Annotated in this window: 16 protein-coding genes; all 16 read right to left on the reverse strand. The window is 68.8% G+C overall.

Annotation, left to right across the window (positions count from 1 at the left end):
• Positions 1 to 13 precede the first annotated feature (13 nt).
• The 16 genes from recO to dnaJ all read right to left on the reverse strand — a co-directional run bounded on the left by recO (position 14) and on the right by dnaJ (position 12,264).
• Positions 14 to 775: a DNA repair protein RecO gene (recO, locus tag ACIHAO_RS28590; RefSeq protein WP_125785847.1), complete on the reverse strand. Its 762-nt coding sequence runs from the start codon at positions 773 to 775 to the stop codon at positions 14 to 16.
• A 49-nt stretch (positions 776 to 824) separates the two neighbouring features.
• Positions 825 to 1,259, reverse strand: a complete 435-nt coding sequence (locus tag ACIHAO_RS28595; RefSeq protein ID WP_396562933.1) for a CD225/dispanin family protein — start codon at positions 1,257 to 1,259, stop codon at positions 825 to 827.
• A 38-nt stretch (positions 1,260 to 1,297) separates the two neighbouring features.
• Positions 1,298 to 1,774: a CD225/dispanin family protein gene (locus ACIHAO_RS28600; RefSeq protein WP_396562935.1), complete on the reverse strand. Its 477-nt coding sequence runs from the start codon at positions 1,772 to 1,774 to the stop codon at positions 1,298 to 1,300.
• Positions 1,775 to 1,828: 54 nt separating this feature from the next.
• Complete coding sequence (locus ACIHAO_RS28605) at positions 1,829 to 3,229, reverse strand: RDD family protein (protein ID WP_396562937.1); 1,401 nt, start codon at positions 3,227 to 3,229, stop codon at positions 1,829 to 1,831.
• Between the two features lie 147 nt (positions 3,230 to 3,376).
• Positions 3,377 to 3,829, reverse strand: a complete 453-nt coding sequence (locus ACIHAO_RS28610) for a DUF2752 domain-containing protein (RefSeq protein WP_396562939.1) — start codon at positions 3,827 to 3,829, stop codon at positions 3,377 to 3,379.
• On the reverse strand, positions 3,826 to 4,176 hold the full coding sequence (locus ACIHAO_RS28615) for a CD225/dispanin family protein (protein WP_007034859.1): 351 nt from the start codon (positions 4,174 to 4,176) through the stop codon (positions 3,826 to 3,828). Before ACIHAO_RS28615 ends, ACIHAO_RS28610 begins: the two co-directional genes overlap by 4 nt.
• Before the next feature lie 25 nt (positions 4,177 to 4,201).
• Positions 4,202 to 4,543 carry a CD225/dispanin family protein gene (locus ACIHAO_RS28620; RefSeq protein ID WP_396562941.1) on the reverse strand — a complete coding sequence of 114 codons (342 nt, stop codon included), beginning with the start codon at positions 4,541 to 4,543 and terminating at the stop codon, positions 4,202 to 4,204.
• A gap of 156 nt (positions 4,544 to 4,699) precedes the next feature.
• A complete protein-coding gene (gene era, locus ACIHAO_RS28625; RefSeq protein WP_125785853.1) occupies positions 4,700 to 5,599 on the reverse strand; it encodes a GTPase Era in 900 nt (299 codons plus the stop codon).
• Positions 5,599 to 5,925 (reverse strand): cytidine deaminase, encoded by a 327-nt coding sequence (locus ACIHAO_RS28630; protein WP_396562944.1) that lies wholly within the window; start codon positions 5,923 to 5,925, stop codon positions 5,599 to 5,601. Before ACIHAO_RS28630 ends, era begins: the two co-directional genes overlap by 1 nt.
• Positions 5,918 to 7,270 carry a hemolysin family protein gene (locus ACIHAO_RS28635; protein ID WP_396562946.1) on the reverse strand — a complete coding sequence of 451 codons (1,353 nt, stop codon included), beginning with the start codon at positions 7,268 to 7,270 and terminating at the stop codon, positions 5,918 to 5,920. The genes ACIHAO_RS28630 and ACIHAO_RS28635 overlap by 8 nt, the downstream gene beginning before the upstream one ends.
• 2 nt (positions 7,271 to 7,272) lie before the next feature.
• Complete coding sequence (gene ybeY / locus ACIHAO_RS28640; protein WP_125785856.1) at positions 7,273 to 7,827, reverse strand: rRNA maturation RNase YbeY; 555 nt, start codon at positions 7,825 to 7,827, stop codon at positions 7,273 to 7,275.
• Positions 7,824 to 8,909, reverse strand: coding sequence for a PhoH family protein (locus ACIHAO_RS28645; RefSeq protein WP_125799698.1), 1,086 nt, complete (start codon positions 8,907 to 8,909; stop codon positions 7,824 to 7,826). The genes ybeY and ACIHAO_RS28645 overlap by 4 nt, the downstream gene beginning before the upstream one ends.
• A 114-nt stretch (positions 8,910 to 9,023) precedes the next feature.
• Positions 9,024 to 9,374, reverse strand: a complete 351-nt coding sequence (locus ACIHAO_RS28650) for a histidine triad nucleotide-binding protein (protein WP_125793216.1) — start codon at positions 9,372 to 9,374, stop codon at positions 9,024 to 9,026.
• Complete coding sequence (locus tag ACIHAO_RS28655) at positions 9,371 to 9,961, reverse strand: TetR/AcrR family transcriptional regulator (RefSeq protein WP_396562949.1); 591 nt, start codon at positions 9,959 to 9,961, stop codon at positions 9,371 to 9,373. The genes ACIHAO_RS28650 and ACIHAO_RS28655 overlap by 4 nt, the downstream gene beginning before the upstream one ends.
• Before the next feature lie 383 nt (positions 9,962 to 10,344).
• Positions 10,345 to 11,097 carry a 16S rRNA (uracil(1498)-N(3))-methyltransferase gene (locus tag ACIHAO_RS28660; RefSeq protein WP_396562951.1) on the reverse strand — a complete coding sequence of 251 codons (753 nt, stop codon included), beginning with the start codon at positions 11,095 to 11,097 and terminating at the stop codon, positions 10,345 to 10,347.
• A gap of 3 nt (positions 11,098 to 11,100) precedes the next feature.
• Positions 11,101 to 12,264, reverse strand: coding sequence for a molecular chaperone DnaJ (dnaJ, locus tag ACIHAO_RS28665; protein ID WP_396563184.1), 1,164 nt, complete (start codon positions 12,262 to 12,264; stop codon positions 11,101 to 11,103).
• Positions 12,265 to 12,281: the final 17 nt, after the last annotated feature.

The raw sequence follows: 12,281 nt of genomic DNA on the forward strand, positions 1-12,281 counted from the left end.
TGTGCCTGCGACCCTACTGCGCTCCGGTGGTGCTCTCCCGAGCACGCCTCTCCACCAGCGGCAGCGAGCGCAACTGACGCTCCAGATGCCACTGCAGATGCGCCGCGACCAGGCCGGACGCGTCACGCCGCGGCACCGGCTGCGACGCTTCGGCCACCGGCCATTCGCCGTGCAGGAGCGCCGCGAGCAGGGTCAGCACCTCTTGGGAAGGGTGCACACAGCCAGGAACCCGGCAATCCGGGCACATCGAGCCGCCGGCGGACACACTGAACGCCTTGTGCGGGCCCGGCAGGCCGCATCGGGCGCATTCGGTGATCGCGGGCGCCCAGCCGGCATAGGCCATGGCCCGCAGGAAGAAGGCGTCGAGCACGAGGGAACTGTCACGTTCACCGCCCGCGAGCGCGCGAAGGGCGCCGACGACGAGCATGTAAAGCTTGAGTACCGGCTCGCCCTCTTCGGCGGACAGCCGGTCCGCCGTCTCGGCGATGGCGCTCGCGGCGGTGTAGCGCTGGTAATCGGCCACCAGCGGAAGGGCGAAGGCGTCGACCGTCTCGACCTGGGTGATCACATCCAGGGAGCGGCCGGTGTAGAACTGGACGTCGACGTGGCCGAACGGCTCCAGCCGCGCCCCGAAGCGCGACGACGTCCGACGCACGCCTTTCGCGACCGCACGGACCTTGCCGTGCCGCCGCGTGAGCAGGGTGACGATCCGGTCGGCCTCACCCAGCTTGTGCGTCCGCAACACCACCCCGGTGTCGCGATAGAGGTTCACCACCCCGACATCGTCCCACCCGGGACCGACATCGGGGTGGTGCGCCCCGGAATCAGCAGTAGCGGCCGTAGCAGCTGGGCACGGACGAGGCCGCGACGATCGAGATGATGATCATCACGATGGCGAAGACGCAGCCGAGGCCACCGATGATCGACGCGATCATGCACATGGTCCTCGTGGACCGCGACGCGTCCGCGGCGGCGGCGTAGTTGCCCTGCATCTTGTAGGTGTTGACCTCGTTGGACTTCATGATCGCGAAGATCGCGATGATCCAGCAGAGGAAGATGCAGCCGATCGCCCAGCCCTTGTAGTCCTTGATGGCGTTGATGTCGCCACCGCCGCCGGGCATGCCGCCCGGGGCACCGTAGGGAGAAGGCTGGCCGTACGGAGCCGGCTGACCGTAGGGGGCGGGCATGCCGCCGGACGGCGGCCCGTAGCCGGGCTGCTGTCCGTAGGGCTGCTGCTGCTGGCCGTAAGGGTTGGTCATGAAAGTGGTCCTCGTTGTTCTTTCGTTCTACGGTCGGGCTAGAACGCCGTCGCGACGGCCAGGATGATCCAGAGGATGGAGAACAGACAGCCGACACCGCCGATGATCGAGGCGATCATGCACATGGTCTTCGTCGACTTCGACGCGTCCATGGCGGCGGCGTAGTTGCCCTGCATCTTGTAGGTGTTGACCTCGTTGGACTTCATGATCGCGAAGATCGCGATGATCCAGCAGAGGAAGATGCAGCCGATCGCCCAGCCCTTGTAGTCCGGGATCGAGTTGATGTCGCCACCGCCACCGGGCATGCCACCCGGAGCGCCATACTGCGCGGGCTGACCGTACGGCGCGGGCTGGCCATAGGGCGCAGGCTGACCGTACGGCATCGGGTTCGCACCGGACGGCTGACCGTACGGCGCGGGCGTGGCGCCGGACGGGGGTCCGTATCCGGGCTGAGGCTGCTGGCCATAGGGCTGCTGCTGGCCGGGGCCGGGCTGCTGGCCGTACGGGTTCGTCATCGGGTTCCCCACTTGTGTCGTGCTTCCCGGCGGGTGGATCCCGCCGGTCGTTTCTTACTGCTGCGGTGTGCCGGGCCCGTTCGACCCGTCCGCTCCTGGCAACTGCTGCCTCAGCTGCTCCGGCGTGATCTTCTGCGTCGGCTCGGCTTCGTCGAACCCGGACGGCGCCTGCTGAGGCGGCTGGCCGGGGCGAAGGACCTGAGTCGGCTCGGCCTCGCCCAAGGCCGGTCCCGGCTGGGACTCCGGGGACGGCGCCGCGGTTCCCTGCGGCTGCTGACCGAACGGCTGGGACGGCTGCTGCCCGAACGGCTGCGGCTGCGGGGCCTGCTGCCCGAACGGGGACGGCTGCTGCTGCGCGCCGAACGGCTGCTGCTGCGGCTGCTGCTGGCCGAACGGCGAGGGCTGCGCGGGGAACGACGGCGAAGAAGGCGGCGGCGCGGGGAATCCCGGGTTCTGGCCGAAAGGTGCCGCCGCGACCGCGGCGGCTTCGCCCGGGACGACGACGGTGCTGAGGATCTTGTCGGCGAACGTCTGCTTCTTCTCGTCCCACAACGGCCAGAGGTAACCGAGGCCGCAGATCCAGCCGTCGAGGTTGTGGCACAGGTCCCGGACGAACGCCATCAGCGGCCCGATCGGCTGCCCGTCGGCTTCACGGACGAGCTTGATCTTCAGGACCTTCTTGCCGAGGGACTGACCGGTGGTGCCCATCTTGATCCACCGGTTGTAGACGGTCCAGCCGAATCCGGCGAGATAACCGAGACCGGCGATGAACAGGCCGACCGTGCGAAGCCCTGTCGCCGAAATGATCATGCCGATGATCGGGAGCACGACGATCGGGCCGAAGTCGATGAGGGTCGCGCCCGCGCGAAGGCCCCAGTGGGCGTAGTCGGTCTGCGGGCCGAACTGGGCGGCCTGGCCGAACGGCGAAGGCCGGCCCTGCTGCCCGAAAGGCGAAGACTGCGGGGGCTGCTGCCCGAACGGCTGCTGCTGCGTGCCGAACGGCTGACCCGGTTGCTGCGGCGGCTGCCCGAACGGCGCCTGCGGCTGCTGCCCGAAGGGCGACGACTGCTCGCCCTGGGGAGCCTGCTGCGGCTGCTGCCCGAACGGCGAAGGCTGCTCGCCTGATGCCTGCTGCCCGAAGGGCGAAGACTGCTCACCCTGAGGGGCCTGCTGAGGTTGCTGGCCGAACGGCGACGGCTGCTCACCCTGCGGAGCGTGCTGCTGCCCGAACGGCGAAGGCTGCTCGCCTGATGCCTGCTGTCCAAAGGGCGACGACTGCTCACCTTGAGGAACCTGCTGCGGCTGCTGCTGCCCGAACGGCGAGGGCTGGTCTCCCGACGGCTGTCCGAACGGCTGCTGCGGCTGCGGTGACTGCTGCTGCCCGTCCCCTTGCGGGGGCCCGGACCCGGGCGGCGGCTGCTGTCCCGGCGGCTGCTGGCCGTAGGGAGTGGTCATCGAAATCCCCTCGCTGGTTCCTCGCCCCTGGCGCACGGGGCCTCGTGCGGCGACCCGGGCTGAATGTACGGCATGGGTATACGCCGAGCAGACCGGTGCGCGGGAGCGTACTCGGTACCACCGACGATCCGGGCCGCGGCCCGGCACTCAGACGTAGAGCGAGGTGAACGGGGCGAAGGGCAGGTTACGGATGATGAACCAGACGACGAACACGACGCCGAACGCGAGCGGCGTCCAGCGCCAGTGCAGCCAGCTGTTCACGGCCCGGCCGCGAAGTCTGCCCACCGCCCAGGCGGCGGTGCTCCAGACGAGCAGCAGAACGACCACAAAGGACACCGCGTTGTAGTGCAGCGCGGCGGGGATGTCCCCGTGCAGCGCGCTGTAGACCATGCGCATGCCACCGCAGCCAGGGCAGGCGATGCCCAGCATGGACTTGGTGGGACAGACCGGAAGCGGTCCGCCCGGAGTGGTGGGATCACCCAGCCAGAGGACGACGCAGCCGAGGCCGGCGCCTGCCGCGATGGCCAGGGGCGGCCCCAGCGCGCGGGCCCTTGCTTTGAACCCGCGCGCCGGGAATCCCGTGTAGACGGACGTCGTCACGGCGTGAAGCTTCCCGCCGACGCGCCGATGATGACCATCACCACGATGAAGATGATGTACAGCAGGAAGAGTCCACCGGTGGCGATCGCTCCCCACATGGACCACTTCTTCGCGTCGTCGGCGGCCTTCTGGGCTTCCGCGTGGAAACCCTGTGACCACAACGTCTGCACCTGGCTCGACTTCACGATCGCCACGATACCCAGCGGCAAGCAGCACAACACCGTGCAGAGAATCGCCCACACCAGGTTGTTGTCCGGCGGGGGACCGTAGTTCGGCATGCCGCCGTAATACGGCTGCTGCGGCGGAGGCCCGCCCGGGGGCGGGTAGTTCGGGTACTGGTCGGTCATGAGGTCTCCCCCTCGATCGCCTCGATCAGCGGTAGTTGTTCACGTCCACCGAGGCCGCGAAGACGCCAAGGAAGACGACGAGGACAACGTACAGAACGATGATGATGCCACCGACGATCGCCGCGATGATCGACCACTTCTTGGCGGCGTCGGCCGCTTCCTGCGCCGCGGCGGGCTGGCCCTGTGCCCAGAGGGTGTTCACCTGGTTCGCCTTGACGATGGCGACGATGCCGAAGGGCAGGCAGCACAGGATCGTGGTGAGGATGGCCCACACCAGGTTGTTGTTGGGCGGCGGGCCGGGGTTGTTGAAGCCGCCACCGCCCTGAGGGTCGCCGGAGTAGTTGGGCAGGCCCTGGTTGTCGGTCATTTACCGCTTTCCCTTCACGAATGAAATGCAGAACTACGACCCGGGCGCGCCGCCCGATCAGCGATCACCGGAGTCAAGGGTTGAGACTCTAAGGTCACCCGTCCGGTTCCACATCATCAACCGGTCTCCGCGACCGAATCGAGACATTCCGTTCAGTCAGAAGCCCAGCCGTCGCAACTGACGGGGGTCGCGCTGCCACTCTTTGGCGACTTTGATGTGCAGGTCGAGGTAGACCTTCGTGCCGAGAAGCCCCTCGATCTGCTGCCGCGCGCGGGCGCCGACGTCCTTGAGCCGTTCACCCTTGTGCCCGAGGATGATGCCCTTCTGGCTCGGTCGTTCCACATAGAGGAACGCGTGCACGTCGATCATGTCGTCTCTGCCCTCGTGCGGCAGCATTTCCTCGACGGTGACGGCGATCGAGTGCGGGAGCTCGTCCCGGACGCCCTCCAGCGCGGCCTCGCGGATCAGCTCGGCGACCAGCGTCTGCTCGGGCTCGTCGGTGAGTTCGCCGCCCGGATACAGCTGCGGGCCTTCGGGAAGGTGGCGTACCAGCAGATCCGAGAGCGCGCCGACCTGGAAACCGTCCACAGCGGACACCGGGATCAGCTCGGCGAACTCCATGACCTCCTGCAGGGCGAGCAACTGCTCGGCGACCTGCTCGGGTTTCACGAGATCCGTCTTGGTGACCACGCCGATCACCGGGGTCCGCTTGGCGATCTTCTTCAGTTCGGCGGCGATGAACCGGTCACCGGGACCGACTTTTTCGTTGGCGGGCACGCAAAGCCCGACAACGTCCACTTCGGACCATGTCGAGTGGACGATGTCGTTGAGCCGCTCGCCGAGCAGTGTCCTCGGCCGGTGCAGCCCAGGTGTGTCGATGATCACCAGCTGGGCGTCGTCGCGGTGGACGATGCCGCGGATGGCGTGCCGGGTGGTCTGCGGTTTGCTGGAGGTGATCGCCACCTTGCTGCCGACGAGCGCGTTGGTCAGCGTCGACTTGCCCGCGTTGGGCCGCCCGACGAAGCAGGCGAAACCGGAACGATGCGGCTCGGCCATCAGCTCAGCACCTTGCCACTGGGGTCCGCGAGATGAACAGGGGCGTCTTCGGCGATGTCCCGCACCGCCTGGAGCGAAGCACCGTTCAGGATGGCGTCACCGCTGACCACGACGGCGGCCTCGATTCCTTCGGCTCCGCTCGAAACGGCGGCGGCGACCGCGGCCTGCAGCGCGGTGAGTTTGAACGACGGCTGGTCGACCGTGCTCGCCGCGTAGGTGCGGCCGTCGGTGTCGCGCAGCGCGGCGCCTTCGGCGGCCTGGGTGCGGGCTCGCGCGGACCTGGCCAGGGTCACCAGCTTCTGGTCCTCGGCGTCCAGCTCAGGCATGTTCGACACTCCTGTCACTTTCATCGGGCTGCGGGACCCGGGTCCGGCGCCTGCCAGAGGCTGCGTCGGTCACCGCGTCCGCGTCGGCGGGGTGGACGACCACCGTGGTGATCCGCATCCGCCCGCGCCGGTCCTTACCGCCTTCGGCGAACAGCCGAAGTCCGGCGACCTCGGCTTCGGCCCCCGGCAGCGGGACCCTACCCAGTCGCTCGGCGAGCAGTCCGCCCACGGTCTCCACGTCATGGTCTTCGAGATCGATCCCGAACAGTTCGCCGAGGTCGTCGATCGAGAGCCGGGACGAGACGCGGACCGCGCCGTTTTCGAGCTCTTCGACCTCGGGACGCTCGTCGGTGTCGGATTCGTCGGTGATCTCGCCGACGATCTCCTCGAGGACGTCCTCGATGGTGAGCAGGCCGGCGGTGCCGCCGTACTCGTCGACGGCGATCGCCATGTGGTTGTGCGAGACCTGCATCTCCTTGAGCAGATCGTCGAGCCGCTTCGAGTCCGGCACGAAGCTCGCCGGGTTCATCAGCTCCTCGACCTGCCGCTGCGAACCACCCTCGGCCATGTACGCGGGCATGAGGTCCTTGATGTTGACCACGCCCACGACGTCGTCGACGGAGTCGCCGATCACCGGCAGCCGGGTGAACCCGGTGCGCAGGGCCAGCGCGAGCGCCTGGCGCACGGTCTTGTCATGCTCGATCCAGACGATCTCCGTCCGCGGCACCATGACTTCGCGCGCGACGGTGTCGCCGAGTTCGAACACCGAGTGGATCATCTCGCGTTCGGATTCCTCGACGACGCCGCGTTCCTGGGCGAGGTCGACCAGCTCACGCAGTTCGACTTCGGAGGTGAACGGGCCTTCGCGGAAGCCGCGGCCGGGGGTGATCGCGTTACCGAGGACGATCAGCAGTCTGCTGAGCGGGCCGAGGATCGAGCCGAGGACGCGGACGGGGCCCGCGACGACGAGGCCGATCCGGTACGGGTGCTGGCGGCCGAGGGTGCGCGGGCCGACCCCGATGAGCACGTAACTCACCACGACCATCACCCCCGCCGCGACGACGATGGCGAGCCACAGCGGCCGGATCCAGCGGAGGACGTCGACGGTGACCAGCACCGTGGCGGTCAGCTCGCAGGTCATCCGCAGCAGCAGGATCAGGTTGATGTGGCGGCGGCGTTCGGCGATGACCAGCGCGAGCTGACGCGCGCCGGGGCGGCCGAGCCGGACGAGGCCGTCGGCACGGGCCTTGGAGACCGTGCTGACCGCCGCGTCGGCGGCCGCGAACACCCCGGCGAGCAGGATCAGCGCGATGGCGATGACCAGCAGGGCCGTGGGACTACCCATTTCTAGGCGGGGGGTTCGTCGGCGGGCACGGTGTCGAGACCGGCGGTGCCGAGGAGCCTGTCGTCCGCGGTGCGCTGCGCGTCGCGCCTGTTCACCGCGGCCACGGCGGCCTGGAACTCGCCGAGGATCCGCTTCTGCAGACCGAACATCTCGCGTTCCTCGGCGGGCTCGGCGTGGTCGTACCCGAGCAGGTGCAGCACGCCGTGCGTGGTGAGCAGGTGCAGCTCGTCCATCAGCGAATGGCCCGCCGTCTTGGCCTGGTCCTTCGCGAACGCCGGGCACAGCACGATGTCACCGAGCAGCGCGGGCGAGGCGTCGGGCGCGTCGGGGCGGCGTGACGAGTCGAGTTCGTCCATCGGGAAGGCCATCACGTCGGTCGGACCGGGCAGGTCCATCCACCGTTCGTGCAGGTCCTCCATCACCTCGAGGGTGACGAGCAGGATGGACAGCTCGGCGAGCGGGCTGACCTCCATCTTGTCGAGCGCGAAACGGGCGGCCGACACGATCGACGTCTCGTCGACGTTCACGCCGGATTCATTGGCGATCTCGATGCTCATGACCGCCGCTGCCCCTTCCAGCCGTTGCCCTTGTCCTGGCTGTCCTGCAGGGCCTGCCACTTCTCGTACGCGTCGACGATGTCGCCGACGAGCCTGTGCCGGACCACGTCCTGGCTGGTGAGCTGAGCGAAGTGCAGGTCATCGACACCTTCGAGGATGTCGCGGACCACCCGCAGGCCGCTCTTCTGGCCGGTGGGGAGGTCGACCTGGGTGACGTCACCGGTGACGACGATCTTGGCGCCGAACCCGAGCCGGGTGAGGAACATCTTCATCTGTTCCGGCGTGGTGTTCTGCGCCTCGTCGAGGATGATGAAGGCGTCGTTGAGGGTGCGGCCGCGCATGTACGCGAGCGGCGCGATCTCGATGGTGCCCGCCTGCATCAGCCGCGGGATCGACTCGGGCTCGACCATGTCGTGCAGCGCGTCGTAGAGCGGGCGCAGGTACGGGTCGATCTTTTCGTTGAGCGTGCCCGGCAGGTAGCCGAGGCGCTCGCCCGCTTCGACCGCGGGACGCGTCAGCACGATGCGGGTGACCTGCTTGGCCTGCAGCGCTTGGACGGCCTTGGCCATGGCCAGGTACGTCTTGCCGGTACCGGCGGGGCCGATGCCGAACACGATGGTGTGCTTGTCGATGGCGTCGACGTAGCGCTTCTGGTTGAGCGTCTTGGGCCGGATCGTCTTGCCGCGCCGGGAGATGATGTTCATGCTCAGCACTTCGGCCGGTGACTCGTGGTCACCGGTGGAGAGCATGCCGACGGTGCGGCGGACGGTGGCCGGGTCGACCTGCTGGCCACGGCCGGCGAGCGTCACGAGTTCGGCGAAGACACGTTCGGCGAAGGCGACGTCGGCGGGGGCGCCGGTCAGGGTGACCTCGTTGCCCCGGACGTGGACGTCGGCGGCGAGGAGTTCTTCGGCGACGCGGAGGTTTTCGTCCCTCGAACCGAGCAGGCTGAGCGCGGCGGCGTCGGGGATGGGGAAACGGGACTGGGCCGCTTCGATGACAGCGGCCTCGTCGGCCTTCGTCGGGGTGACGTCCGTGGGAACGTCGGGTCGGGCGGCTTCACCCGGTACGGTTCCGGCCACGTGGCCTCTGGCCTTCTTCCTGCGCTTACGCTGCGATTTTCAACGACAGTGACAAGGTCGATGTTACTGGTTGCGGGTGGCGGCACGCAGTCCGGTTTCCGCAGGCCGCGCGCTTCAGCGCCCGAAATGCCCCAGCTGCTCGCCGCCGAGCACGTGCGCGTGCACGTGGAAGACGGTCTGCCCGGCGTCACGGTCGGTGTTGAAGACCACCCGGTACCCGGATTCGGCGATCCCCTCGAGCTCCGCGACCTTCTTGGCGGTGGCGGTCACGTCGGCGAGGAGCTGCGGGTCCGCCGCGGCCAGTTCGGCGACGTTCCGGTACCGCTTCTTCGGCACCACGAGCACGTGGACCCGCGCCTGCGGCGCTATGTCCCGGAACGCATAGGTCGTCTCGTCCTCGTACACCTTGTCGGACGGGATCTCGCCCGCGATGATCCGCTCGAACAACGTCTCCGCGTCACTCATTCCCCCACCCTAACGTCGCGGTTGGTCTCGCTGGTGATGTGCTCGAACAAACCGGCGTGGACGCGGGTGCGCACTCCCTCGGCCCACGGTTCGTCGAGCTCGGCGGCGTCGAGGGCGGCCATGTTGTTGAGAAGCATGCCGAAGGCGAGGAACGACTTCACTGTCACCGGGTCGAGCCGCGCGGCTCCGGCGACCGTGTCCCACATACGACCGAACCGCGTCCGCACGAAGTCGCGGACCTCGCTGTCCCCGCAGGCCGCGAAGCCCTGTAACTGCACCATGAGCGTGGTGCGATCGGCCAGCATCCCGTGATACTGCGCGCCCATCAACGAAAGCGCGCCAAGCCCCTCGGCCCCCTCGGCCGCCTCCGCCATCCCCTCACTGAACCGATCAAAGGCAGCCCCCACCACCTCCAGGAACAACGCCTTCTTGGTCCCGAACATTCGGAACACATACGCCTGAGTGATCCCAACCTCGCGCGCGATCGCCTCAACAGACGCCCCGTGCAGCCCGTTCTCCGCGAACTCGCGCGCCGCGATCCCCACCACCTGCGCCCGCCGCTCGGCCCCACCCATCCGCTTCGCCATCCCGCCAAGCTACTGCCCCCCAACCACAAACCCGCACCAGGCAAGGGCCGCCGGACGCACTGTGGGGGGCCGGAGGGGCTCGGCCCCCGAGGCAGACACGCGGAACCGCGACGCGGCGCGAAATTCGGGACGCGGCAAGGAGCGAATCGACTTGCGAAGCCCCCAAATGAAGACGCCGCGGCGCGGTGGACCCTGGGGGTCGGTCCACCGCCGCCGCGGCTCCGCCGGACCGAGGGGGGAGGTGCCCGGCGGGGATTCACGCGCGCGACTGGGCTTCATCCCCCAGTGGCGCGCCGAAACCGTGTGTTGCGCGTCAGTTAACGAGAGTAACGGCTGTTTGTGTGATCGCGCCATAACTCGCCGCAAATTAGTGGGGTGTTTTTTCACTTCCAGCGGTCGGTGAGTACGCCGAGTGCTCCCAGTGCGACGGCGGCCGCGGTGGAGGTGCGTAAAACGGTGGGGCCCAACCGGATGGCGGTGGCGCCGGCGTCGGTGAGGGTGGTGAGTTCTTCGTCGGTGATGCCGCCTTCGGGGCCGACGATGAGGAGGATGTCGCCTTGTGCGGGGAGTTCGATCTCGGTGAGGCGGGTGGTGATGCCGGATTCGAGGACGAGTGCGCGGGAAACGGTTTGGGTGAGTTCGGCGAGTTCGCGGGTGGTGGCGGGTTCGGCGACTTCGGGGACGTGGGCGCGCCGGGCTTGTTTGGCGGCGGCGCGGGCGGTGGTGCGCCAGCGGCCGAGGGCTTTGTCGCCGCGGGTTCCTTCTTCCCAGCGGGCGACGCTGCGGGCGGCGCGCCAGGGGACGATGGCGTCGGCGCCTGCTTCGGTGGCGAGTTCGACGGCGAGTTCTCCGCGGTCGCCTTTGGCGAGTGCTTGGGCGACGATGACGCGCAGTGCGGGTGGTTCCTCGGTCCAGTGTTCTTCGATGGCGAGGGTGAGTGCCGCGTCTCTGCCGGCTTGGACGGCTTCGACGACGCAGCGCGCCATGCCGCCTTCACCGTCGGAAAGCACGAGGCGTTCGCCGACTCGCAGTCGCCGGACGGTGGCGGCGTGCCGGGCTTCCTCACCGTCGAGGGTGGTGCGCCCGGAGCCGGGCAGCGCGGCGGTGAGGAAGACCGGCAGTGTCGTCTCTGGCACGGGTTACCGGTGGTTCTTGGTGCGCAGCTTGGAGAACAACCCTCCGGGCTTGGAGCCGTTCGAGGAGAGCGAAGGGACGTCTTCGCCGCGCTGCTGGGCGAGTTCGACGAGGAGGTCGCGCTGGGCGTCGTCGAGTTTGGTCGGCACGACGACGTCGATGTGGACGTGCAGGTCACCGCGGCCGTCGACGCGGCCGGAGGACCGCAGCCGCGGCATGCCCTTGCCGGTGAGCACGAGTTCGGTGGCGGGCTGGGTGCCCGGCTCGATGTCGAGTTCGTAGTCGCCGTCGATGAGGGTCTCGATGGGCACCGTGGCGCCGAGGGCGGCGGTGGTCATCGGGATGCGGAAGTTGCAGTGCAGGTCGTTGCCCTGCCGGACGAAGACCTCGTGCGGTGCCTCGTCGATCTCGACGTACAGGTCGCCGGCGGGGCCGCCGCCGGGGCCGACCTCGCCCTGTCCGGAGAGCCGGATGCGCATGCCGTCGCCGACGCCCGGCGGGATCTTCGCGGTGACGTTGCGGCGCGAGCGGACGCGGCCGTCGCCGCCGCACTGGCGGCAGGGGTCGGGGATGACCTCGCCGTAGCCGCGGCAGACCGGGCAGGGGCGGGCGGTGACGACCTGGCCGAGGAACGACCGCTGCACCGACTGGACCTCGCCCGCGCCGCCGCAGGTGTCGCAGGTCTTGGTGCCGGTGCCGTCGGCCGCGCCGGCGCCGCGGCACAGGTCGCAGAGGATGGCGGTGTCGACGGTGATCTCGCGGTCGACGCCGGTGGCGCAGTCCTCGAGGGTCAGGCCGAGGCGGATGAGCGCGTCGGAGCCGGGCTGCACGCGGCTGCGGGGGCCACGGCCGCGGCCGCCGCCACCTCCGGCGGCGCCGAAGAAGGCGTCCATGATGTCGCCGAGGCCACCGAAGCCCGAGAACGGGTCTCCACCGCCGCCACGGGCACCGCCGTCCATCGGGTCGCCGCCGAGGTCGACGACCTTGCGCTTCTGCGGGTCGGACAACACCTCGTACGCGGTGGTCACCTCGCCGAAGCGATGCTGGGCGTCCTCCGACGGGTTGACGTCGGGGTGCAGTTCACGGGCCAGTTTGCGGTACGCGCGCTTGATCTCCTGATCCGTCGCGTTCTTCGCAACCCCGAGAATGCCGTAATAGTCCCTCGCCACCGTCTCCGCCTTCTCCT

It is taken from the genome of Amycolatopsis sp. NPDC052450, from assembly GCF_044547565.1.
GTDB lineage: Bacteria > Actinomycetota > Actinomycetes > Mycobacteriales > Pseudonocardiaceae > Amycolatopsis.

What these genes read in the sequence shown, in the direction of transcription:
- ACIHAO_RS28595 (WP_396562933.1), bottom strand. Translation starts at nt 1,259, where the DNA reads ATGACCAACCCTTACGGCCAGCAGCAGCAGCCCTACGGACAGCAGCCC.
- ACIHAO_RS28600 (WP_396562935.1), bottom strand. Translation starts at nt 1,774, where the DNA reads ATGACGAACCCGTACGGCCAGCAGCCCGGCCCCGGCCAGCAGCAGCCC.
- ACIHAO_RS28605 (WP_396562937.1), bottom strand. Translation starts at nt 3,229, where the DNA reads ATGACCACTCCCTACGGCCAGCAGCCGCCGGGACAGCAGCCGCCGCCC.
- ACIHAO_RS28615 (WP_007034859.1), bottom strand. Translation starts at nt 4,176, where the DNA reads ATGACCGACCAGTACCCGAACTACCCGCCCCCGGGCGGGCCTCCGCCG.
- ACIHAO_RS28620 (WP_396562941.1), bottom strand. Translation starts at nt 4,543, where the DNA reads ATGACCGACAACCAGGGCCTGCCCAACTACTCCGGCGACCCTCAGGGC.
- era (WP_125785853.1), bottom strand. Translation starts at nt 5,599, where the DNA reads ATGGCCGAGCCGCATCGTTCCGGTTTCGCCTGCTTCGTCGGGCGGCCC.
- ACIHAO_RS28630 (WP_396562944.1), bottom strand. Translation starts at nt 5,925, where the DNA reads ATGCCTGAGCTGGACGCCGAGGACCAGAAGCTGGTGACCCTGGCCAGG.
- ACIHAO_RS28635 (WP_396562946.1), bottom strand. Translation starts at nt 7,270, where the DNA reads ATGGGTAGTCCCACGGCCCTGCTGGTCATCGCCATCGCGCTGATCCTG.
- ybeY (WP_125785856.1), bottom strand. Translation starts at nt 7,827, where the DNA reads ATGAGCATCGAGATCGCCAATGAATCCGGCGTGAACGTCGACGAGACG.
- ACIHAO_RS28650 (WP_125793216.1), bottom strand. Translation starts at nt 9,374, where the DNA reads ATGAGTGACGCGGAGACGTTGTTCGAGCGGATCATCGCGGGCGAGATC.
- ACIHAO_RS28655 (WP_396562949.1), bottom strand. Translation starts at nt 9,961, where the DNA reads ATGGCGAAGCGGATGGGTGGGGCCGAGCGGCGGGCGCAGGTGGTGGGG.